Raw genomic sequence first — 22,325 nt, forward strand, 5'->3', positions numbered from 1 at the left:
AATATAAATCGATTGTTAATTTGTTATTATAAAGATAAAATATTAGCACATGTGTATTTTTTGTTTATGTTTGAGATGTCTTTTTGACAAATTCATAATTTTAACAAATAAATAGTAACGCTATGGATGCAACTTTCGCAACTGGAAAGGAACTTCAAAAAATGGATCCTGTTTTTGGTCAGTTATCTTTTAACGATCACGAACAAATTGTATTTTGCAATGACAAAGATACAGGTTTAAAAGCAATTATTGGTATTCATAATTCAGTTATGGGGCCAGCTTTAGGAGGTACTAGAATGTGGAATTATAATACGGAATGGGAAGCTTTAAACGATGTTTTGCGTCTTTCAAGAGGTATGACTTATAAATCTGCAATTACCGGACTTAATATTGGTGGTGGAAAAGCAGTAATCATTGGTGATGCCAAAACACAAAAAACACCGGAGCTAATGCGTAAATTCGGTGAATTTGTGCACTCGCTAAGCGGAAGATATATTACAGCTGAAGATGTCGGAATGGAAACTAAAGATATGGACACTGTGAGAGATGTAACGCCTTATGTTACGGGTATCTCAGAAGAAAGAGGTGGTTCAGGAAATCCTTCTCCGGTAACCGCTTATGGTGTTTACCTGGGAATGAAAGCCGCTGCAAAAAGCCAGTTTGGTTCTGATGTTTTAGAAGGAAAAAAAGTTTTGGTTCAGGGAATTGGACACGTTGGTGAAGCTTTGGTGGAATACTTAACCAAAGAAGGAGCAAAGGTTTTTATTACCGACATCAACGAAGAAAAATTATATGAAGTAGCTCAAAAATACAACGCGACAATATTTACAGGTGAAGATATATATGCCGCTGACGTTGATATTTATGCACCATGTGCCATGGGAGCTACAATCAACGATGATACAGTAAACAAAATAAAAGCGAAAGTGATTGCCGGTGCTGCCAACAATCAATTGGCAGATGAAAATATTCACGGTGCAAGATTGTCAGAAAGAGGTATCTTATATGCACCAGACTTTCTGATCAACGCTGGTGGAATTATCAATGTTTATGCTGAATTAGAGCATTATGGCAAAGCAGAAATCATGCGTAAAACCGAAAATATCTATAATACTACTTTAGAAATTATCGACTATGCCGTGAAAAACGGAATGACCACGCATAAAGCAGCGCTTACCATTGCTCAGAATCGTATCGATTTGAGAAAAATCGAAAACGCAGCTAAGAAGTAATTTTTTAGAGTCTCAGTTTAGAGTCTCAGTCTCAGTCTCAGTCACGTTTTCAACTTATAGCGAAAACTGCGACTGCGACTGAGACTTTTTTTATACTATACGCTGCGACTGATTTCTTGGAAAAATAATTGGTTTAAATTTTAATATCAGGTCTTAAATACTTATTTTTGCAGACTAATTTTTAAATGTTCTTACAAGGTGGTAAATAGAAGACACATACGCGTTAAGGTAATGCAATCCATTTATGCAATGCATCAAAGCGGTTCTGACAATATGGAAAAAGAGGAGAAATTTCTTTTTTACAGTATTGATAATATTCAGGATTTATATTTAATAATGCTATCTTCACTGATAGAGATTTGTAAAAAAGAATCTGTTTTTTTACATCTTTCAAGTAAAAAACATCTTGCCACTGCCGCAGAACGTAATCCAAATGAAAAATTTGTCAAAAACAAAATTTTTCAGCTGCTTGCCGAAAGCAACTCCCTTAGTATCGCTTTGGAAAATCGTAAAATCAATAACTGGTCATTAAATGATGATTATATTTTATTGCTTTTAAATGATATCAAGTCAAGCGAATTGTATGCCAACTACATGAAGACTTCTGTCAATACTTTTCAGGAAGACAGACAATTTATTGTAGATCTGTTTGCTGATGTTATTGTTCCGAATGATAAATTGTATGAATACCTGGAGGACGATAAGTTAACCTGGGTTGATGATATTCCGGTTGTAAACACGCATATTATCAAACAATTGAAAGCTATCAAAACGGAAGATCCGGACGATTTCAGAGTGCCGAAATTGTACAAAGATGTGGAAGATAAGGATTTTGCGAAAGATTTGTTCAGAAGAACGGTTTTAAACGAAACGCTCTTTGCCAAAGAATACGAAGACAAAACACCAAACTGGGACAGCGATCGTATTGCAGAGATTGATACGATTATTTTAAAAATGGCAATTTGCGAATTTTTAAAATTCCCTTCTATTCCGGTAAAAGTAACACTGAACGAATATTTAGAAATTGCTAAAGAGTATTCTACGCCAAAAAGCAGTATTTTTATCAACGGAATTTTAGATAATCTGGTTAAAGAGCTGGAAGCCAATAAAAAGATGATTAAAGTGGGAAGAGGTTTGATGTAATTGAGAAGAAATTCCAATTGAAGTTGTCACTCTGAGCGAAGACGAAGAGCCAAATTCCAATTGAAGTTGTTACTCTGAGCAAAGTCGAAGAGCTAAAAAAAATATTAATAATAAATAAAAACAGAATTTACATTATGGGACAATTAACTCAATTTGCGCCATTTCTATTGATGTTTGTAGTGATCTATTTCTTCATGATCAGACCACAACAAAAAAGAGCAAAAAACGAAAAAGAATTTGAAAGCAGCCTAAAAGTAGGGGATAAAATAATTACAAAAAGTGGTTTTCACGGTAAAGTTGTTGAACTTGGTGAAACTTCTGTAATCATCGAAACGATGTCCGGTAAATTAAAAATTGAGCGTTCTGCTATTTCTTTGGAAATGAGTTCGGCTTTGAATAAAAAGGCATAAGTTTTTGAAATTCCAAAAAATATAAATCCCAAATTCCAAGGTTTTGAAACCGGAATTTGGGATTTTTTTATGTTTCATCTTGTAAGTTCGACTCTGCTTTATTTCTACAATAATTGGAATTTGGAATTTTAAAATATTGGGATTTTAAATTAAAATTTACAATTATCTGTATTTATCATTCAACCCAACATTTCCCAGTATCATCGGAATCACCTTTTCTATTCGGGATAACTTTGTTTTTTCCTGTTTGGCGGTTTCAATATATTCTAAAAACTCATATTGTTTATAAGGAGAGAATTGTTGAAAGGCTTCTGCTAAAGCCGGGTTCTGCTTCATTTCTTTTTCCAGTAATTCGGAAACAATTGCTTCTTTTTTAGCTGGTTTTATGACTTTACCCTGTTTTTCGTTTTCAATGGCTTCCAGGATATATTCTAAAACTTCTTTTTCGTTTACGTCTTCTTTTGAAGTAAAACGCCATTGACGCATGGATTTTGTTTTGTCTTCCTGGGCATTCATTAATCTCTTTTTGTCATCTTTCAGAAAAACCCCATTCAGAAACCAAATGGCAAAATAGTTTTTAAAACCACCAATGCCAATAACGTTCTTCTTGTTGTAAACATAAATTGGTCCGCCCCATTTTATGGTTTCCGTCAGTTCCGTTTTATCAATTATTGATTTGAGGAAAAGAAGTTCTTCTTCCCAGTTGTTGACTTTGTCCCAAACGTGTTTTTTATCAGAATTCGGGTCCAATGAATTATTTTCTTTTAGGTTTTTCAGTTACATTAAAAATGCCCGGAATTGCCGTTAGTTCCGCAATTTTTACAATGACATCAGTTGCTTTCTGGATGCTTTCTGCAGGAACATATTCGTATTTACCATGGAAGTTATGACCGCCCGCAAAAATGTTCGGACAAGGCAATCCCATAAAGGATAATTGAGATCCGTCAGTTCCGCCGCGAATGGGTTTGATGATCGGTTTAATCTGTAATTCCCGCATTGCTTTTTCGGCAATGTCAACAATATGTTTTACCGGAAGTACTTTTTCCTTCATATTGTAATACTGGTCTTTTATTTCAGTGGTTACAATATCTTCCCCAAATTGTCTGGCGAATTTTTTATTGATTTTTTTTGCAATTTTATCAATCAGGCTTTTTCTTTTTTCGAACTTACTTTTGTTATGATCGCGAATAATAAGTTCTAAAACTGTTTCTTCGATACTTCCCGTCAGATGATGCACATGGAAAAATCCTTCGTAGCCTTTTGTTTCCTGTGGTGTTTCCCCTTTTGGAAGTTCATTGATAAACTCATTGGCAATAAGCATCGAATTGATCATTTTTCCTTTGGCATAACCCGGATGAACGCTTTTTCCTTTAAAAGTAATTTTCGCTCCGGCAGCATTAAAGTTTTCATATTCTAATTCACCAATCTGGCTTCCATCCATGGTGTAAGCCCATTGAGCGCCGAATTTTTCTACATCAAAATGGTGTGCACCACGACCAATTTCTTCATCAGGCGTAAAACCAATCCTGATTTTACCGTGTTTGATCTCAGGATGCTGTACCAGATATTCCATTGCAGAAACAATCTCGGTAATTCCGGCTTTGTCATCAGCACCCAAAAGCGTTGTACCGTCTGTTGTAATGATGGTCTGGCCTTTATATTGTAATAAATCTTTGAAGTAATTGGGAGATAAAATAATGTTTTTTTCAGCGTTCAGCACAATGTCCTTTCCGTCGTAATTTTCAATAATCTGAGGTTTTACATTAGCACCGCTAAAATCCGGGGAAGTATCAAAATGCGAAACAAATCCAATTACAGGAACTTCATGAGCAACATTACTTGGCAAAGTTGCCATAATATAAGCTTTGTCATCTATTGTAACGTCTTGTAATCCAATTGCTTTTAGGTCTTCTACTAGTTTATTGGCAAGATTCCATTGTTTTTCGGTACTTGGGGTAGTTTTGGAGTTCGGATCAGATTCTGTGTCGATTGTTACATAACTGATAAAACGATCTATAAGGTGTTGCATTTTTATAATTTTTAGCAAATATAGGCATTTTTCCGGGCTGTATTATTGCGATTGGTAATATCTAAATTCAAATAAAACACGATTCTGTTTGCTGTAGCATCCTTTTTCAGGGTTATTATTTAAAGACTTTTGACGCATCTGAATCCGAGATGGTTGGCGGCAGACCGGATTTCTCCTTTTCCCCTGGTGCCTACCATATATCGCGTACAATATTGATCGGTACATAAAAAGGAGCCTCCGCGATGCACCCTTTTTTTTTCAGGATCATTCGGAACGTCATAAGCATCAGGTCCCTGAGGATTTCGGGCTATTTTTCCGCCTTTGCTTAATTCAGTATAATAGGATGGACTATACCAGTCGTTTACCCATTCCCATACATTTCCTGCCATATCGTACAACCCAAATGCATTCGGCTTAAATTGGCCAGTGGGTGCAATGCCTTTAAAGCCATCTTCTCCAGCATCTCCGTCTTTCACAGGGAAGTGCCCCTGATAGATGTTTGCCTGAAATTTTCCGTCCGGTTTTAAGGTATTTCCCCACGAATATAAGTTTCCTGTTTTTCCGCCACGGGCAGCAAACTCCCATTCGGCTTCGGTTGGTAATCTTTTTCCTGCCCATTTTGCATAGGCAGCAGCATCTTCGTAGGTGATTTGTACCACAGGATATTTTTCTTTTCCTTTTATGGAACTTTCCGGACCCAAAGGATGTTTCCAGTCCGTTCCGCCTACGTAAGACCACCATTGTATGAAGTCGTTGAGATTTACAGCGGCTGTTGTGGGAGAAAATACTGCAGAACCGGCTATTAAATTTTCTGCCGGAACACCCGGAAATTCTTCCTGAGTTGGCTTTTGCTCGGCAACGGTAACATAGCCGGTAGCGTTGACGAATTTTGCATATTCTTCGTTGGTAACTTCCGTTTCATCCATAAAATAACCATCAACATACACACGGTGAACAGGAGAGGCGTCTTTTGTGACACCTTTGATGCTGCATAAACTTTCATCTTCAACATTGCTGCCCATCGAAAATTCGCCGCCGGGAATCCAAACCATTCCTTTTGGAGTTTGGGATGGAGCTGAATTTTTATTAATGATGGTGGGCTCGAATTCAGAAACCGCCGTAGTATTTGCAGCCTCTGTACAATCCATTGCGGTTAATTTTTCTTTTGGCGTAGTAAATTGGGTGAAGCTGTAGGCGACTGAAATAGCAGCCAGGATCAGAATGGTAAATATCCTGTAAATTTTATTTTTCATCAGGGCAAATTTTAATTTTAAAATGGTTGTTTTACAGCTGAATAGAATTTGATAAAAAAAAGCAACCTTATCAAATACCATTTATTTAATTAGGCTGCATAATTTTATTTCAAAGATATAAAAATTCTACTTATTCTATAGGGTAAATATTTATTATGCAAATTATTTTAATTTCAGAGGTAAAGTATATAGGGAGATTTCAACTATTATAGTTAAATTTGCAACCGAAAAAACAACAACAACTTACTATGTATAAATTGATAATTCGCCCGATACTTTTTTGGTTTGATCCGGAAGAAGTACATTATTTTACTTTTTCATTTATTAGATTCCTGTCAAAAATCCCTGGTGTTTCGTCAATTATCAAATCCATTTACGAAGTAAAAGATACTCGTTTAGAAAGGGAAGTTTTTGGAATTAAGTTTAAAAACCCGGTTGGACTTGCAGCAGGATTTGATAAGGATGCCAAATTGTATAAAGAGCTTTCCGATTTTGGATTTGGTTTCATAGAAATAGGAACCGTAACACCGGTAGGACAGGAAGGAAATCCTAAAAAACGATTGTTCAGATTAAAAGAAGATCAGGCTATTATCAACCGAATGGGTTTTAATAACGGCGGAGTGCTGGAAGCGGTAGAACGTCTGAAAAAGAATTCCGATGTTTTAATCGGTGGAAATATCGGTAAAAATAAAATTACTCCAAACGAAAATGCTGTTGATGATTATATCATTTGTTTTGATGCCTTGTTTGACCATGTTGATTATTTTGTGGTAAATGTAAGTTCGCCAAATACCCCAAATTTAAGAGCTTTACAGGATAAAGAACCGCTTACGGCTTTACTGCAGACTCTGCAGGACAGAAATACAGAAAAGCAAAAAACAAGCAGTCAGAAAGTAAAACCAATTCTTTTGAAAATTGCTCCGGATTTAACCGACGAACAATTGCTTGATATTATTGATATTGTAAAAACAACTCAGATTGCGGGTGTCATTGCGACCAATACGACAATTTCACGTGAGGGATTGCAATCCGCCAATCAAACTGAAATGGGAGGTTTGTCAGGCAGACCCTTAACAAAACGTTCTACGGAGGTTATTCGTTTTCTTTCAGAGAAAAGTAATAAGGCATTCCCGATTATCGGAGTAGGAGGAATTCACTCAGCCGATGATGCTATTGAAAAACTAAATGCAGGGGCAAGTCTGGTACAATTGTATACCGGTTTTATTTATGAGGGACCGGCTTTGATAAAAGCTATAAATAAAAAGGTTTTAAAGCAATTGTAAAAGTAACGCCTGAACAATAAATCCCGTGAGTATTGCGATTCCAAAACTTAACAACGTACCGATTAAAACATATTCGGTAAGTTTTCGGTCTTTGGCTTCTTTCAGGTCTCCAAACCTAAAAATAGATTTTGCTGCCAATAAAAAACCTATGGCTTCAAAATGACCTGTCAGGATAAAACAGAACACAAATAAGCGCTCTAATATGCCAATGTAATTTCCCGCATTGGCAAGCGAATGATCGCTGTCAGTAGTGCTGCTTTCAGGACTCCATATCGAAATTATTATTTTGATAAAAATCGAAGTGGGTTTGGTGATCAGTAAAATTCCTGTTACTAAAATCCAAAACCGATTATCAAACCAGTCCAGGTTTATGGATTTGTTTTGATAGAGTATCGTTATTCCGGCTAAAACGATGAGATGCAGGATTTGGTCGGCTAAAAACCAAATGCGTTTTGTTTTGTTTTCCTGAAAATTTAATTTGATCAGATCAATGATTCCGTGCGTAACAGCAATAAGAATTGCATAGGGTATAAATTGAATTTCCCCGGCAAGAATTGCGGCCAGAACCCCATGAAGCAGGATGTGAAGATATAAATAAATGCTTTTGTGTTTTTTAGCTTCTTTATCCGCTACCCAAGAGTTGGGCTGCCAGATAAAATCGCCTAATAAATGGGCTAAAAGCAGTTTTATAAATAAAATCATAAGACTATAAATTGTTTATTTGTTTTCTGTAATAACGGTCTAAATTCATAATCAGGTCAAATTGGGCACGTTTTTGTCTTCGGCTTACGGCAGCTCTTTTGATGCCTAATTTCGGGGCTAATTCTTCTTGTGACAAGCCCGGGTTTTCTATTGCGATTGCTGTAAATTCGGCAGATGGCGCAGGCCAGTTGTCCATAAAAGTTAGGGCCAGCTGAAGCATCAGGTTTATTTTTTCATCTGTAGCCGCATCCCCTGTTCGCATGGCTAATGTTACTTTTTGCTTTTTTAAGGTTTCAAAAACCTCTCCTGAATTTATAAAGGCAGTACCATTACTTTCGGATATTTTTTCAGCCTCATGTGTTTTATCCCCAAAACCGATACCCATGCGGGCATCCAGTTTGATCGCTTTTAAATGCGCTTTTATTAAAATAGCGGACAATAATGCATCTTCGGGATTTTTTATTTCGATTTGAAATTCATCTCCCCTGTAAATTTCCCATTCCAGCGGGCTGTCTCCAAACGAAGAAAGTATTTTTTTTAAACCTTCCACCCAGTCCTTGGATTTTTGTTTTCTGGAATCAATCAGGTCTCCTGTAATTACACTAGTCATAGCTTCAAATATAATTAAAATAAATAATAATAATAGTACAAATATACATAATATTTTTAAATGTTACTTATTTGTGTAACATTTTGTATAGTTACCTTTTTAGGTAACATTTTTAATTGTTACGTTATTTCGGAATATAATGATTAAGAAAATTCTCTTTTATTTCTTTAAAAAAGAAACTAACTTAGCCTTCACTAAAGAATAAGCTTTGAATAAAGAAATCAAAATTATCGAATGCCCACGTGATGCTATGCAAGGTATCAGGGATTTTATTCCAACCCAAAATAAAGTTTCCTATATTCAGTCTTTACTTCGGGTAGGGTTTGATACCATTGACTTTGGGAGTTTTGTTTCGCCTAAAGCTATTCCGCAAATGCAGGATACGACGGAGGTGTTATCCAAGCTCGATTTGTCTCAGACAACAAGTAAACTTTTAGCCATAATTGCCAATACACAGGGAGCAGCTTCCGCTTCAGAACATGAAGCCATTCGGTATCTGGGATTTCCCTTTTCGATATCAGAGAATTTTCAGATGCGTAATACCCACAAAACCATTGCTGAATCTTTAATTACCCTTGAAGAAATCCTTGAAATTGCCGATAAAAAAGATAAAGAAGTCGTTACCTATCTTTCTATGGGCTTCGGTAATCCGTACGGAGATCCATGGAATGTGGAAATCGTAGGGGAGTGGACTGAAAAATTGTCTAAAATGGGCGTGAAAATATTGTCACTTTCCGATACTGTAGGAAGTTCTACTCCGGACGTTATCACGTATCTTTTTTCAAATTTAATTCCAAAATATCCGCAAATAGAATTCGGGGCACATCTGCATACGACGCCGGACAGCTGGTTTGAGAAAATTGATGCCGCACACAAAGCTGGCTGTACCCGTTTTGACGGCGCTATCCAGGGTTTTGGCGGATGCCCGATGGCAACAGATAAACTTACCGGAAATATGCCTACAGAAAAACTCATTTCTTATTTTACGGCAAACAAAAAAATAACCGGACTAAATTCTTTAAGTTTTGAAAGTGCTTATAACGAAGCATCAAAATTATTTGGAAAGTTTCATTAAAATCAGGATATTTACTTATAAATCAGGATAATAAAGAATATGCTTTATTCGTTATTACTTGTTAATGTAAGTACCATCATGAAATTATTCTTTAAAAATAAAATTTTCCTGTTCCTTTTTTTGCCTTTCGTTTTTATTTCATGTTCCAGTGATTTAGATTTTGATCAGGTGGATGATTTGAAGCTAGAGCCTGTCTTTGTAGCCAATGTGGCTCATTTTGATGTGCCGGCAAATGAATTTACAGATGATGGGCAAGAACAGCTGATTGCTTTTGATGAAAAGGAATTCGATGTTTTTAAAAAGAAATTTTTCACAGATAATCTCGTAAAATTAGAGCTCGATTGCGAAACTGAAAACACAATAGCACGTGCCTTCACAATTGATTTATTACTTCTCAACGAGAATGGTAACGTTCTTGAAACCGTAACATTAGAAACGCCCGCTTATTCAGGAAATGCCAACGTTATAAAGCATAGTACTGAACTATTCGAAGGGCAAAGATTAGATTTACTGAAACAAACGGTTAAAATTCGTTTTGTCGTAAAAATGGGCGCCGGAGTTCCTTTAGACGAAAACAGCGCAGGAAGTTTAAAACTAAGATCCGGGGCCACCGCTTATCTGGTAATCGAATGAAAAAGGCAATCTATATTCTGGCAGTGCTTTTTCAGCTTTCTTGTTTTTCTCAAAATAAAGAAGTGCTGTATAATTTTACCTCCATTCCACAGTCCTCACTTGTAAATCCGGGTGCAGATGTTTCGTATAAATTTTATTTCGGAGTTCCTGCATTGTCCGGGGTTTCTGCAAATATGGGCTCCAAAAGTTTTTCGGCTTACGATTTATTTGCTGATAATGGAGTTGATTTTAATGATAAAGTCCGTCGAATTGTAAGCAGATCGTCCAATAATGATAAAACCCAGGTCAACCAGCAACTGGAATTGCTTTCGGGAGGTTTCAGAGTCGGAGGAGAAGAAAGTAAGTCCTATATCTCCTTTGGAGTCTATCAGGAATTTGATTTTTTAATGTACTTCCCTAAAGATATCGGTGTACTTGCCTTAGACGGAAACCGTGATTATATTGGTAAATTATTCAATTTAGGGGATGTAAATCTAAGGGCCGAAGTGCTTTCGGTATTCCATGTCGGATTTCATAAAAAAGTAAGCGAAAAGCTGGTGTTGGGAGGTCGTGCGAAAATCTATTCGAGTGGGGCCAATGCAACTTCTACGAAAAATTCAGGATATATTTATACCGGAAAAAATGAGGGGACAGCCAACGTGTATAATCAGATCATTTCGTCTGATTTAGAAGTTAAAACTTCGGGAATTGCAAGTTTTACCAAAGACGAATACGAAGGAAACATACCAGGAGATATAGCCCACAATACCTTCTTTAACGGGAGTCTAGGGGTGGGTTTTGATGCGGGAATTACCTATTATTTCAAAGAAAACCTTCAGTTTACGGCAAGTGTAGTGGATGTAGGTTTTATAAAACAGTCCAAAGATATCGAGACCTTGACGTATAAAGGATATTATGAATATGAAGGCGTGAATCCAATTTTTTCTGTGATCGATGAACCTGAAAATGTTTTTGATGATTTCGAAAAAGCCATTCCCCGCGACACGCTTTATAACAAATACACCACCTGGCGGCCTGTAAAATTCTATTCCTCAATGCAATATTCGTTTGGCGAATACCGCTCTGATGAAGATTGTAATTGCAAAGGAAAAGTGGGCCGAAGATACCTGAACGCGGTTGGTGGCCAGTTGTTTCTGATGACAATGCCAAGAGCGCCTTTTACAGCATTTACTGTTTTTTACAAACGCAGTATTTTCGAGAAACTGGATGTAAAAGCGACTTATACTTTCGATTCCTTTTCGAAGAAAAATATTGGTTTAGGAATCGCAGGAACGATTGGAAAGTTTAATATTTACGCCCTTGTCGATAATCTCCTGGAATATAAAGATGTCACCAAAGCCAATAGTCTGGCCTTTCAATTCGGATTCAATTTCGTTTTTCAGGACCGGGAAGATTAATGAAAATATAAATTCCAAATTCCAAATTCCAAATTCCATGTTTCATGTTTCATGTTTCATGTTTCATGTTTCATGTTTCAGGTTTCAGGTTTCAAGTTTCAAGTTTCAGGTTTGTAATTCATTGGAATTTGTACTTTTTTAGTATTTAAATTTCCTGCGCCTTTATTGGAATTTGGAATTTAAAAATTGGAATTTACCTCCTAAATCATTTGTAAGTACTTTCCTGTAAATACAATTTTATGATTAAGTTAGTGAACAAGTTGCCGATTTATTCACTACATTTGCACGCAATTCAACTAGAAATTGCAACATGATAGCACACAACTCCAAGATTATCGGCGAAGGTTTAACTTACGACGATGTATTATTAGTACCTAACTACTCGAATGTACTTCCACGCGAAGTGAGTATCAAATCAAAATTTTCAAGAAACATAACACTAAACGTTCCAATAGTCTCAGCTGCTATGGATACCGTTACCGAAAGTGCAATGGCTATCGCTATGGCGCAGGAAGGCGGAATTGGTGTTTTACATAAAAACATGACTATCGAGCAGCAGGCAGCGAAGGTTAGAAAAGTAAAACGTGCAGAAGCAGGGATGATTATTGATCCTGTAACTTTACCAATGACTTCTACCATTGCAGATGCTAAAAACGCCATGAAAGAATTCGGAATTGGCGGAATTCCAATTGTTGACGAAAACAGAATCCTAAAGGGAATCGTTACCAACCGTGATTTACGTTTCGAAAAAAACGGATCCCGTCCAATCGTAGAAGTAATGACAAGTACTAACCTTGTTACTGTAGCAGAAGGAACTTCATTAGAGCAGGCAGAAGTAGTTTTACAAGGTCATAAAATCGAAAAATTACCGGTTGTAAATGATAAATATGAATTAGTTGGTTTAATCACTTTCAGGGATATTACCAAACTGACTCAAAAACCAATCGCAAACAAAGACATCTTTGGACGTTTGAGAGTGGCGGCTGCCATTGGAGTTACCGGAGATGCTGTTGAAAGAGCCGCTGCATTAGTAGCTGCCGGTGTTGATGCCATCATTATCGATACGGCTCACGGACATACCGAAGGTGTTGTCAATACCTTAAAAGAAGTAAAATCAAGATTCCCGCAAATAGATGTAATCGTTGGAAACATCGCAACTCCGGAAGCAGCGAAGTATTTAGTTGAGAATGGTGCTGATGGTGTAAAAGTTGGAATCGGTCCCGGTTCTATCTGTACAACACGTATCGTTGCAGGTGTTGGTTTTCCTCAGTTTTCTGCAGTTCTTGAAGTGGCAGCAGCTATAAAAGGAACTGGTGTTCCGGTTATTGCAGATGGCGGAATTCGTTATACAGGAGATATTCCTAAAGCAATTGCTGCCGGAGCTGACTGTGTTATGTTGGGTTCATTACTGGCAGGAACAAAAGAATCTCCGGGAGAAACAATCATTTTTGAAGGAAGAAAATTCAAATCCTACCGCGGAATGGGTTCTGTAGAAGCCATGCAGACAGGTTCTAAAGACCGTTACTTCCAGGATGTTGAAGACGATGTTAAAAAATTAGTTCCGGAAGGAATCGTAGGTCGTGTTCCATACAAAGGAGAATTAAACGAAAGTATGCTTCAGTTCATTGGCGGTCTTCGTGCCGGAATGGGCTACTGTGGTTCTAAAGATATTCCGACTTTGCAGGAAACAGGACGTTTTGTGAGAATCACGTCAAGCGGAATTACAGAAAGTCATCCTCATAATGTTACCATTACAAAAGAAGCTCCCAATTATTCCAGATAATTTTCAGCTTTCATTATAAAGCAAAAGGCGTAAGATTTAAATTCTTACGCCTTTTTTGATTAGTTCCAATTTTTTTGATATTCATATATTTTCACCAAAATGACTATATTTTGCGTTCCATCCATCATTGGAATAAGATTCACCATGGATTCCGTCACTAAGTTGTACGATATTTTCATCGTCTACCAGAATTTTAATATTATTATCAAAATCGGCTAATTCTTGTAAAGCAAATAAAAAATCGTGTATTGCAACGTCGATGCTTTCAACGACAGTTTTCTTTACTAGATCTTTTTGTAAATCGGAAAGTTTGTTCAGTTCAGATTGTAATGGTAATCGAGATGGAGCTTTTGATTTATTGTTTAATAAAATTTCAGCGTGACTAATTCCTTTATCTCTTAGATTTTCGACTAAAAATTTTCCAAATTGATCTAGCTTATTATCTTCTTTCATTTTATTAGATTAATTATTGATTAATCTTACAAATTTATTTAAAAAAAGGCGTACGATTAAAATTCTTACGCCTTTTTTGTATTAATTAATGATCGAAATCCCATTATTCAATTCATCAATAAGAGCCTGATTTTGTTCTATTGCTTCGGCCTGTGCGCCAAACTGCATTTGTATGGAGCCGCCTTTTCCGCTGTAGAAAAATCCCTGATACTTATACAACATATCATTATAATCCAGTTCACATTCGAAATAATTAACGTTTAAGTCATTTATTTTCTTTTTATAGATTTTAAGATTTTTGATTTTACCAAACTCCTTATATTCATCTTCAATCGTGCTTTTTAATTTTTTATCGCTAATGAAGTAATCATACTCGATAAAATAAGCGGTTACCAGATTGTATTTATCATGAAATTCAACATCCCAGTCGGATGTATCTGCGCGGATCCATCTTTCAGGCGCGTACTTTATTTCATAAACTTTTTTTCGGCTGGTGTACGTATCTACTTTTGAATTGGTTTTGGTTTGTCCGATCATGCAGGAAGCAGAGAGCAGAAATAACAGAATAAATTTATTGAACATTTTCTTATGGGTTTAGGCGTTTAAGTTTTCTCCGGTCATTTTATTTCACGGAGCATAATTTCTTTAACGAAAATAGGTAAATTAAAGTGATTTCCTGTAAAAGCAGCAGTAACTTTCTTTAAAAAAATTCCTTTCGCAAACAGCTAATCTACTATTATTAACAAAAAAAAAATCAGCCAAACAATACTGTTACAGCTGATTTTGTGAGTATATATATAGTGTTAAGAATTTTTAAGGTGCAGAAGTTTCCTCGCCTGTTCTGATTTTCTGATTGTCTAATATTTTTTGAATAAAAGGCGCTGTCTGACTTTCAATATCTGACTCTGAAAGATCCAGAGCTTTCGGATCTTTAATTAATTCAAACCAGGGTTTTGGTGTATCAAACGGATAACTTCCAAATACAATAACAGGTGTTCCTTTGACTCTTACGTTTTCAGAGTCTTTTAAAATCCATTCATCGGCCCATTTATATAGATATTTGGCATCTTTTTCCAATAATCTCAGGCAGGAATGTGAAGCAGGATAACCCGGTAATTCATATTGATGAAAACCTACTCCTAACTTATTTTCGATGTTGAAGTTCCATTTTAGGTCCCACTCGTCATTAAAAGTACTGGTGGTTTTTTCGGCTTTCCAGTTGGTAAAAAATAACCCGGTTGGCGTCTGGTCTTTTTTTCTTCCCATGTTGGTTGGGCCTGTATACACTAATTCACCATTTTCGTATGCAGCAAAAGTTTGGGTCGGATAAGAAAATAGTAAAACTTTATCAACACTTTCTAAATTCGAAACATGAATCGGGAAAGGAAGGTAAGAAGGTAAGTCACCGCTAAAATCAGTTGGAACAACAGCGGAATCCATTTTGGCCAGATTAGCTTTGTCCGTTCTGTTTATGGCGTAAACGATATCCAGTTTCGTCGAATCGCTTTTATTGGCTTCAAGCCATTGTTTTGTTTTTTCGAAATGAAAGCCTATTGATTTTGGTTTTTTGTATTCAACAGTTTTATGTGGTTTTGCTCCTGTTTTTTCTTTTGTAGTTTCGCTTTTTTTACAAGAACCTACCAAACCTAAAACAAGCAAAAGAAGAATATTGGATGTGTAATATAACTTTTTCATAAATTGGTTTTTTAATCAATGTAAAGTTATTTTAATCACCTCTCAAATCGCTTACACAATTTTATGAATTGGTTGTTAGATTTTCATTTAGCTAGTTAAAAATATCTCATTTACTACTAAAAAAAGTTTCTATCGTATCTTGAATTTTAAATATATCACTCATTTGATATAATCCAACCGATTCAGTAAGATGATTATTTTTTGGTTTATTTTCTACACAAGCACTTATTAATTGGATCTGATTTGCAGGATCGGGCAGGAACTTTATTCCGGCAATACTAAAAAGAGAGATGTGCTCTGTTTTATCATCGTACAATTGTCCTTTAGCAGGTAAATTTTCGAGTTCTTTTAATGTTGGCTTTTTGTTAAAAACCCCATTATAGAATTCTAGGACAGGTGCTTCGTTTAATCCTCTAATTTCGTGAATATAAGCGCCATAAAAATGTTCTCTCAACTGAATTGAGATAACATCTTTTTCTCTGTAAAAAGTTATACTTTCGGGTACGGATGGCTTACGTTTTAAAGGCGTTGGAGCAGCTATAATATACTGTTTAATTTGTTCGGATTTACTAAAGAAATCATCACTCAAAGCTACATTTTCATTTAGTGCGTCAATTGATTTTAGTGCCTTATCGGCGATTTTTTTATCTGTAAAACCGTATTTATGCAAAAGAATATTTAATGCTAGCACTGCTTTTTGTTTGTATATTTCAGAAATGTTATGGTTGGCGTTTAAAATACAATTCCAACGATTTAAAAGTTTTGGTAAAATGTATGAAAGTTGTTTATCAATGTCATTTTTTTCATAACACATTGCGTAAAAAGTTAATCTGGCTAAATCTTCATCTATGGATTGTACCAAATGTTTTGCGGCAAGTTTATCGAGAATTTGTAGATGTTTCATATTCTAAATTTTAGCTCACAAATATACGTAAGTTTTTTCTTATATTATACCTTTTATTTTAGCATGCTGCAACAACATAATCGTTTTTGCATCTGTAATTTCACCGGATTTAATCATGGCATAAGCTTCATCAAAAGTATATTCAAGGACTTCAATGTTTTCCTGCTCGGCATCCAATCCGCCGCCTTCGTTCACTTTCATGGTTTCATCGTATTCCCCAACAAAGAGATATAGAATTTCTGTTACAGAACCGGGCGACATATACGTTTCAATCACTTTCTGAACTTTACTTAGACGGTACCCCGTTTCTTCTTCCGTTTCACGAATCACCGCTTGTTCTGCATTATCCTTGTCTAAAAGTCCTGCACAAACCTCGATCATCATTCCGGTTTTATTTCCGTTCAGGTAAGTCGGCAAACGAAATTGTCTCGTTAGAACAACTGTTTTTTTAGCGCTGTTGTATAGTAAAATTGCCGCTCCGTTGCCACGGTCATACACTTCACGAATATGAGATTCGGTTTTACCTTCGCTCTTTGTATAATCAAAAGTAACTTTGTTTAGTACGTACCAATTATCGGATAATAATTTAGTTTCGGTTATTTTAATTTCCGGATTTTTTCTCATGATGAAAATAGTTTTGTATAAAAAAACGCCCTGTTATCAGAGCGTTTCGTATTTTTTATTTGGTTATCGTTTGTTTTCTGTCTGGCCCAACCGATACAATTTTGATTGGCACACCCACTTCTGCTTCAATAAACTCAATATATTCTTTTAACTCTACTGGCAACTGCTCGTAAGTAGTCAATCCTGTTAAATCTGCTTTCCATCCTTTAAATTCTTTATAAACCGGAGTTACATTTTCAGGCTCGATGTTGTAAGGAAAGTGAGAGATGTTTTGTCCTTTATAGTTGTATTCGGTACAAACTTTCAAAGTTTCGAATCCGGAAAGGACATCGCCTTTCATCATCATTAACTGCGTTACTCCGTTTACCTGAACAGCATATTTTAAAGCTACTAAATCCAGCCATCCGCAACGTCTTTGTCTTCCTGTAACAGAACCAAATTCGTTTCCTACTCTTGCCATTGTAGCACCTACTTCGTCAAAAAGTTCTGTTGGGAAAGGTCCGCTGCCCACACGTGTAACATAGGCTTTAAAAATTCCGTATACCTCTTTGATTTTATTAGGAGCAATTCCTAAACCGGTACAAGCTCCGGCAGCAGTAGTATTGGATGAAGTTACGAAAGGATACGTTCCGAAATCAACATCTAATAAAGATCCCTGTGCTCCTTCGCATAAAATAGATTTACCTGCTTTCTGAGCCTGGTAGATATATTCTTCACTGTCAATAAAATCTAATTTTTTTAATTCTTCAACAGCTTCAAAAAATTCTTTTTCAAGTTCTGCTAAGTTGTATTGAATCGCAACATCATAAAAAGCAATCATTGCTTCATGTTTGTCGGCTAATGCTCTGTATCTTTCTTTGAAATCTTCTAACTCGATATCTCCTACACGCAATCCGTTTCTGCCGGTTTTGTCCATATACGTTGGGCCAATTCCTTTTAGTGTAGAACCAATTTTTGCTTTTCCTTTTGAAGCTTCAGAAGCTGCATCTAATAAACGGTGTGTTGGTAAAATTAAATGAGCTTTTCTTGAAATGATCAGTTTGTTTTTGATGTCAAGGTTGAATTTCTCTAAGCCTTCAATTTCTTTTTGAAAAACTACCGGATCTATTACAACACCATTTCCAATGATGTTTATTGAATTTTTATGAAAAATCCCGGAAGGAATCGTTCTAAGAACGTGTTTAATTCCATCAAATTCTAATGTATGTCCTGCATTTGGTCCTCCCTGAAAACGTGCAATAATATCATAATTTGAGGTAAGAACGTCAACAATTTTTCCTTTACCTTCATCTCCCCATTGTAATCCTAGTAATAAATCTACGGTCATTCTGTTTTAATTTGCGTTGAGACAATTTAAGTTGCCCTACTGATTAATGTAGTTAATTTTCTTTTTTTTATTTTTTTTTGAATAATTCCTTTCCGGACTATTGTTTTTCTTTTTTGTTTCCGTAGAAATACAATGAATGATTGGTAATCTCAATATCAAAGATTTCCTCGATTGTTTTCTTGATGGTTTGAATTCTTGGATCGCAAAATTCAATCACTTCACCGGAATCGGTCATGATAATGTGATCGTGATTCTTGTCGAAATACGATTTTTCGTAGTAAGCCTGATTTTGCCCAAATTGATGTTTTCTAACCAAAGCGCAGTCTAACAGTAACTCAATCGTGTTGTATAGCGTTGCCCTACTCACACGATAGTTCTTGTTTTTCATTTTGATATAAAGGTTTTCTATATCAAAATGCTCTTCGCTATCGTAAATTTCCTGAAGTATAGCATAACGCTCAGGAGTTTTGCGATGCCCTTTCTGTTCAAGATACATTGTAAAAACATTTTTTACAATTTCTTGATTTTTAGTATTGTCAGTTGAAATTAGTGTCATAATCTGGCAAAGATAATTTTTTATTTTAATGAATAAAAGTTTACGGTTCAAAGTTTAACTTTCAAATCTTGATTTAGATGTTGCCAATACTCCTGTTTAAGGGTTTTGCAACGTATTTTTTTTATTGGTATGAAGAAACTTTATTAACATATTTATTTTGATATGAGATAAAACTAACAAAAATGTTATTCGGATTTTGTCATAAACATGTACCAGTTCCATTCCCATGTTTTTCCTTTGTCGGCACTCATAGCCTGGCTCCAGACCGGATTTTTCTGGTCTCTGGCATCCCAGCGGAATACCTGGATTACAGTGCTGCCTTCAAAAATATCTTCCGAGAAAAAGTGTCCCACATTATTTTCAAAAGAACCAATGACTGGTTTATCAAGAACGCCTGTATTCGAATCCGACCAATAAATGCTCCATAATTTTGTTATGGGATTAAACAGACGAACGGTCATTCCTTCAAAAGGTTCTCCGTCAAAAGTCGCCAGAAAATTATCAATGTTGCCAATTCCTTTCAGAATGGTATACATTTCCTGAGTCGACGGAAATTCGATCCATTCAGTACAATTACAAAGTCTTTTTTTTAGTTTTTTATTGATGATATTGGACTTGCCTTTAAAAAAATCAAAATCATTTTTAGAAGAAGATGAGGAGGCTGTAATGATAAGTGCTCCGTTTTCATCAAAATTTAATTCGGGTATTTTTAAAGTGTCATTTTTCATTAGGTCTGATTTACAAGGCTAAGTTCTGTATTCCCGAGTTACTTTATCCACGCCGTCTATTTTTTTGATGGCATTGATCATTTTTTTCAAAATGGTGTTGTTCTTCACAATTACCGCAATCTGACCGTGAAAAATCCCTGCGTCCGTACTCAAAGAAATACTCTGAATATTGACACTCATATTGTTCGAAATTACCCTGGTCAATTGGTTGGTAAGTCCAAGAACATCCATTCCGGTAATATTGATGATCGCTTTGAATTCTTCCTGAGACGAATCAATCCATTTCGCGCTCATAATGCGGTACGCGTAATTTGACTGCATTCCGATTGCATTCGGACAATCTTTTTTATGGACTTTAATTCCCTCGTTGATCGTTACAAAACCAAAAACATCGTCACCCGGAATTGGGTTGCAGCATTGTGAAAGCTTATAATCTAATTTATCATGCTCGGTTCCAAAAACCAGCATGTCGTAATTGCTGCTAATGACAGGTTTGTGAATATCATCGTCAGCCGTATCCTTATTCCTTTTGATTTTATTTTTAAAGAAATTGATAATGGTATTGCCTTTTTGCGCAGCATAATCTTTTAATTGCTGATTTTCAATAGCTCCGATTCCAACCCTGTAAAATAAATCTAAGCTTGTCTTAAGCTTGAAGAAGTTAACCAACTCATTAATTACCTGTTCACTTATGGTAATTTTCAGATGCTTCAGTTTTCGGGTAAGCAATTCTTTTCCTTCTTCGGCAATTTTTTTGGTGTTCTCGTTAAGAACATTTTTAATCTTATTTTTAGCTCTTGAAGTGGTCACATATTCCAGCCAGTTCACGGTTGGTTTCTGATTGGCAGAGGTAATAACTTCGACCTGGTCACCACTTTTCAGCTCGTGATTTAAAGGAACCAGACGACCGTTTACACGTGTTCCTCTGGTCTTAATTCCGATTTCGGAGTGAATACTAAAAGCAAAATCGAGAGAAGTGGCTCCTTTCGGCAATGATTTGATTTCTCCTTTTGGGGTAAAGACGAAGATTTCTTTTGAATACAGGTTCATTTTAAAATCTTCAACAAAATCAACGGCATTCGTTTCCTGATTTTCTAAGGCCTCACGGAGTAAATTCAGCCAGACATCCAGGCCGCTTTCTTCCGTGGCTCCATTTTTATATTTGTAATGTGCTGCGTATCCTTTTTCGGCAATTTCATCCATACGTTCGCTTCGAACCTGTACTTCAACCCAGCGGCCTTTTGGTCCCATGACGGTGATGTGCAGCGCTTCGTAACCGGTTGATTTTGGAGAGGAAATCCAGTCACGCAAACGGCTTGGGCTCGGTCTGTAATGATCTGTTACAATCGAATATATTTTCCAGGCTACGAATTTTTCATCGTGAGGATCTGATTTATAGACGATTCTAAGGGCGAATTTGTCGTACACTTCATCAAAACTTACATTCTGCGCACGCATTTTTCGGCGAATCGAATAAATAGATTTCGGACGGCCTTTGATGATGTAATCAATATTTTCGTTGTCTAAAGATTTTTTCAGGACATCTGAAATATCTTTGATGTAAGCATCCTGTTCTTCTTTCGTCTCTCTGATTTTGCTGACAATATCTTCGTAAACAGCCGGTTCGGTGTATTTTAAACCTAAGTCCTCGAGTTTGGTTTTGATATTGTAAAGTCCCAAACGGTGGGCGAGTGGGGCATAAATGTATAAGGTTTCGGATGCGATTTTGGTTTGTTTGTATTCCACCATCGAATCCATTGTTTGCATATTGTGCAGACGATCTGCCAGTTTAATTAAGATCACGCGTACGTCATCGTTCAGCGTCAGGATCATTTTTCTGAAATTCTCTGCCTGCATGGAAGCATTCAGATCTTTTTGAACCATCGAGATCTTGGTAAGGCCTTCTACCAATTGTGCTACTTTCGGATTGAATAAGCGCTCAATATCGTCAACAGTTATGGGTGTATCTTCGACCACATCGTGTAATAAAGCCGCTGCAATTGAGGTCGCTCCCAAGCCAATTTCGGACGCCACAATTTTTGCAACTGCAATAGGATGAAAGATATACGCCTCCCCGGATTTGCGACGTTGTTCTTTATGGGCATCAACCGCTACATCAAAAGCTTTTCTGATTAGTTTTTTGTCGGCGGGTGATAAAGTCTGGTAGCTAATTCGAAGTAATTCTTTGTATTCGTGCGCAATTGCTTTATTTTCTTTTTCAATATCTATTTCTATCATAACGGCATAGTTCAAGTACTAAAAATAAGCATAAGTTAGAACATACGCAAGGGAATGGATTGTAGATTTATGATATAAGATTTTAGATTTTATATTGATAAAAGGGACTTCGACTCCGCTCAGTCCGACAATTCGACTTCACTCAGTCTTACAATAGAATGTCTACTATTTGTTTAAAAATAAATAGTAAAAATATTTGAAAGCAAGAAAAGTAAAGCTGCAGGCTTTTAATTTCAATCTAAGAATCTAA

The 22,325-nt window shown here is 36.2% G+C and carries 22 protein-coding genes; 8 read left to right on the plus strand and 14 right to left on the minus strand.

Annotated elements, in window-relative coordinates; all coding sequences use genetic code 11:
* Positions 1-122 precede the first annotated feature (122 nt).
* The 3 genes from D0817_RS02855 (at position 123) to yajC (ending at position 2,785) form a co-directional block, all read left to right on the plus strand.
* Positions 123-1,232 (plus strand): Glu/Leu/Phe/Val family dehydrogenase, encoded by a 1,110-nt coding sequence (locus D0817_RS02855; RefSeq protein ID WP_127336893.1) that lies wholly within the window; start codon positions 123-125, stop codon positions 1,230-1,232.
* Between the two features lie 231 nt (positions 1,233-1,463).
* Positions 1,464-2,375, plus strand: a complete 912-nt coding sequence (gene nusB / locus D0817_RS02860; RefSeq protein WP_127337272.1) for a transcription antitermination factor NusB — start codon at positions 1,464-1,466, stop codon at positions 2,373-2,375.
* 134 nt (positions 2,376-2,509) lie between these two features.
* Positions 2,510-2,785: a preprotein translocase subunit YajC gene (yajC, locus tag D0817_RS02865; protein WP_127336894.1), complete on the plus strand. Its 276-nt coding sequence runs from the start codon at positions 2,510-2,512 to the stop codon at positions 2,783-2,785.
* 162 nt (positions 2,786-2,947) lie between these two features.
* On the opposite strand, the gene D0817_RS02870 is transcribed toward yajC, so the two are convergent.
* The 3 genes from D0817_RS02870 to D0817_RS02880 form a co-directional block, all read right to left on the minus strand.
* A complete protein-coding gene (locus D0817_RS02870; protein ID WP_127336895.1) occupies positions 2,948-3,535 on the minus strand; it encodes a YdeI/OmpD-associated family protein in 588 nt (195 codons plus the stop codon).
* 4 nt (positions 3,536-3,539) lie between these two features.
* Positions 3,540-4,814, minus strand: a complete 1,275-nt coding sequence (pepT, locus tag D0817_RS02875) for a peptidase T (RefSeq protein WP_127336896.1) — start codon at positions 4,812-4,814, stop codon at positions 3,540-3,542.
* Between the two features lie 119 nt (positions 4,815-4,933).
* On the minus strand, positions 4,934-6,067 hold the full coding sequence (locus tag D0817_RS02880) for a formylglycine-generating enzyme family protein (RefSeq protein WP_127336897.1): 1,134 nt from the start codon (positions 6,065-6,067) through the stop codon (positions 4,934-4,936).
* 248 nt (positions 6,068-6,315) lie between these two features.
* Between D0817_RS02880 and D0817_RS02885 the strand changes: the two genes are divergently transcribed.
* Complete coding sequence (locus D0817_RS02885) at positions 6,316-7,350, plus strand: quinone-dependent dihydroorotate dehydrogenase (RefSeq protein ID WP_127336898.1); 1,035 nt, start codon at positions 6,316-6,318, stop codon at positions 7,348-7,350.
* Here D0817_RS02885 and D0817_RS02890 read toward each other — a convergent pair.
* Complete coding sequence (locus D0817_RS02890; RefSeq protein WP_127336899.1) at positions 7,336-8,052, minus strand: DUF3307 domain-containing protein; 717 nt, start codon at positions 8,050-8,052, stop codon at positions 7,336-7,338. The two genes, D0817_RS02885 and D0817_RS02890, sit on opposite strands and share 15 nt — an antisense overlap.
* Before the next feature lie 4 nt (positions 8,053-8,056).
* A complete protein-coding gene (locus D0817_RS02895; RefSeq protein WP_127336900.1) occupies positions 8,057-8,662 on the minus strand; it encodes a hypothetical protein in 606 nt (201 codons plus the stop codon).
* A gap of 208 nt (positions 8,663-8,870) precedes the next feature.
* Here D0817_RS02895 and D0817_RS02900 point away from each other — a divergent pair, with 208 nt between their 5' ends.
* The 4 genes from D0817_RS02900 (at position 8,871) to guaB (ending at position 13,550) form a co-directional block, all read left to right on the plus strand.
* A complete protein-coding gene (locus tag D0817_RS02900; RefSeq protein WP_127336901.1) occupies positions 8,871-9,737 on the plus strand; it encodes a hydroxymethylglutaryl-CoA lyase-like TIM-barrel protein in 867 nt (288 codons plus the stop codon).
* A gap of 78 nt (positions 9,738-9,815) precedes the next feature.
* Complete coding sequence (locus tag D0817_RS02905) at positions 9,816-10,370, plus strand: hypothetical protein (protein ID WP_127336902.1); 555 nt, start codon at positions 9,816-9,818, stop codon at positions 10,368-10,370.
* On the plus strand, positions 10,367-11,767 hold the full coding sequence (locus tag D0817_RS02910; protein ID WP_127336903.1) for a DUF5723 family protein: 1,401 nt from the start codon (positions 10,367-10,369) through the stop codon (positions 11,765-11,767). Before D0817_RS02905 ends, D0817_RS02910 begins: the two co-directional genes overlap by 4 nt.
* A gap of 310 nt (positions 11,768-12,077) precedes the next feature.
* Complete coding sequence (gene guaB, locus D0817_RS02915; RefSeq protein WP_127336904.1) at positions 12,078-13,550, plus strand: IMP dehydrogenase; 1,473 nt, start codon at positions 12,078-12,080, stop codon at positions 13,548-13,550.
* An 81-nt stretch (positions 13,551-13,631) separates the two neighbouring features.
* Here the strand turns inward: guaB and D0817_RS02920 are convergent, their stop codons facing one another.
* The 9 genes from D0817_RS02920 to D0817_RS02960 form a co-directional block, all read right to left on the minus strand.
* Positions 13,632-14,003: a hypothetical protein gene (locus D0817_RS02920; protein ID WP_127336905.1), complete on the minus strand. Its 372-nt coding sequence runs from the start codon at positions 14,001-14,003 to the stop codon at positions 13,632-13,634.
* 81 nt (positions 14,004-14,084) lie between these two features.
* A complete protein-coding gene (locus D0817_RS02925) occupies positions 14,085-14,585 on the minus strand; it encodes a hypothetical protein (protein ID WP_127336906.1) in 501 nt (166 codons plus the stop codon).
* Between the two features lie 231 nt (positions 14,586-14,816).
* Positions 14,817-15,698, minus strand: coding sequence for a L,D-transpeptidase (locus tag D0817_RS02930; RefSeq protein ID WP_127336907.1), 882 nt, complete (start codon positions 15,696-15,698; stop codon positions 14,817-14,819).
* Positions 15,699-15,804: 106 nt separating this feature from the next.
* Positions 15,805-16,602, minus strand: a complete 798-nt coding sequence (locus D0817_RS02935; RefSeq protein WP_127336908.1) for a hypothetical protein — start codon at positions 16,600-16,602, stop codon at positions 15,805-15,807.
* Positions 16,603-16,641: 39 nt separating this feature from the next.
* Positions 16,642-17,226: an NUDIX domain-containing protein gene (locus tag D0817_RS02940; RefSeq protein WP_127336909.1), complete on the minus strand. Its 585-nt coding sequence runs from the start codon at positions 17,224-17,226 to the stop codon at positions 16,642-16,644.
* Between the two features lie 55 nt (positions 17,227-17,281).
* Entirely contained in the window at positions 17,282-18,553 is a 1,272-nt protein-coding gene (locus D0817_RS02945) for an adenylosuccinate synthase (protein ID WP_127336910.1), read from the minus strand.
* A 97-nt stretch (positions 18,554-18,650) separates the two neighbouring features.
* Positions 18,651-19,109 carry a Fur family transcriptional regulator gene (locus D0817_RS02950; protein WP_127336911.1) on the minus strand — a complete coding sequence of 153 codons (459 nt, stop codon included), beginning with the start codon at positions 19,107-19,109 and terminating at the stop codon, positions 18,651-18,653.
* Positions 19,110-19,294: 185 nt separating this feature from the next.
* Positions 19,295-19,837, minus strand: a complete 543-nt coding sequence (locus D0817_RS02955; protein ID WP_127336912.1) for a hypothetical protein — start codon at positions 19,835-19,837, stop codon at positions 19,295-19,297.
* Between the two features lie 18 nt (positions 19,838-19,855).
* Entirely contained in the window at positions 19,856-22,075 is a 2,220-nt protein-coding gene (locus tag D0817_RS02960; protein WP_127336913.1) for a RelA/SpoT family protein, read from the minus strand.
* Positions 22,076-22,325: the final 250 nt, after the last annotated feature.

Origin of the sequence: Flavobacterium cupreum (assembly GCF_003996965.1) — a bacterium.
In the GTDB taxonomy this organism is placed as follows: domain Bacteria; phylum Bacteroidota; class Bacteroidia; order Flavobacteriales; family Flavobacteriaceae; genus Flavobacterium; species Flavobacterium cupreum.

Coding starts and splice junctions, on each gene's coding strand:
- D0817_RS02910 (WP_127336903.1), top strand. CDS start 10,367: ATGAAAAAGGCAATCTATATTCTGGCAGTGCTTTTTCAGCTTTCTTGT.
- D0817_RS02940 (WP_127336909.1), bottom strand. CDS start 17,226: ATGAGAAAAAATCCGGAAATTAAAATAACCGAAACTAAATTATTATCC.
- D0817_RS02930 (WP_127336907.1), bottom strand. CDS start 15,698: ATGAAAAAGTTATATTACACATCCAATATTCTTCTTTTGCTTGTTTTA.
- D0817_RS02880 (WP_127336897.1), bottom strand. CDS start 6,067: ATGAAAAATAAAATTTACAGGATATTTACCATTCTGATCCTGGCTGCT.
- pepT (WP_127336896.1), bottom strand. CDS start 4,814: ATGCAACACCTTATAGATCGTTTTATCAGTTATGTAACAATCGACACA.
- D0817_RS02960 (WP_127336913.1), bottom strand. CDS start 22,075: ATGATAGAAATAGATATTGAAAAAGAAAATAAAGCAATTGCGCACGAA.
- guaB (WP_127336904.1), top strand. CDS start 12,078: ATGATAGCACACAACTCCAAGATTATCGGCGAAGGTTTAACTTACGAC.
- D0817_RS02855 (WP_127336893.1), top strand. CDS start 123: ATGGATGCAACTTTCGCAACTGGAAAGGAACTTCAAAAAATGGATCCT.
- D0817_RS02885 (WP_127336898.1), top strand. CDS start 6,316: ATGTATAAATTGATAATTCGCCCGATACTTTTTTGGTTTGATCCGGAA.
- D0817_RS02925 (WP_127336906.1), bottom strand. CDS start 14,585: ATGTTCAATAAATTTATTCTGTTATTTCTGCTCTCTGCTTCCTGCATG.
- D0817_RS02950 (WP_127336911.1), bottom strand. CDS start 19,109: ATGACACTAATTTCAACTGACAATACTAAAAATCAAGAAATTGTAAAA.
- nusB (WP_127337272.1), top strand. CDS start 1,464: ATGCAATCCATTTATGCAATGCATCAAAGCGGTTCTGACAATATGGAA.
- D0817_RS02935 (WP_127336908.1), bottom strand. CDS start 16,602: ATGAAACATCTACAAATTCTCGATAAACTTGCCGCAAAACATTTGGTA.
- D0817_RS02920 (WP_127336905.1), bottom strand. CDS start 14,003: ATGAAAGAAGATAATAAGCTAGATCAATTTGGAAAATTTTTAGTCGAA.
- yajC (WP_127336894.1), top strand. CDS start 2,510: ATGGGACAATTAACTCAATTTGCGCCATTTCTATTGATGTTTGTAGTG.
- D0817_RS02955 (WP_127336912.1), bottom strand. CDS start 19,837: ATGAAAAATGACACTTTAAAAATACCCGAATTAAATTTTGATGAAAAC.
- D0817_RS02905 (WP_127336902.1), top strand. CDS start 9,816: ATGAAATTATTCTTTAAAAATAAAATTTTCCTGTTCCTTTTTTTGCCT.
- D0817_RS02890 (WP_127336899.1), bottom strand. CDS start 8,052: ATGATTTTATTTATAAAACTGCTTTTAGCCCATTTATTAGGCGATTTT.
- D0817_RS02945 (WP_127336910.1), bottom strand. CDS start 18,553: ATGACCGTAGATTTATTACTAGGATTACAATGGGGAGATGAAGGTAAA.
- D0817_RS02895 (WP_127336900.1), bottom strand. CDS start 8,662: ATGACTAGTGTAATTACAGGAGACCTGATTGATTCCAGAAAACAAAAA.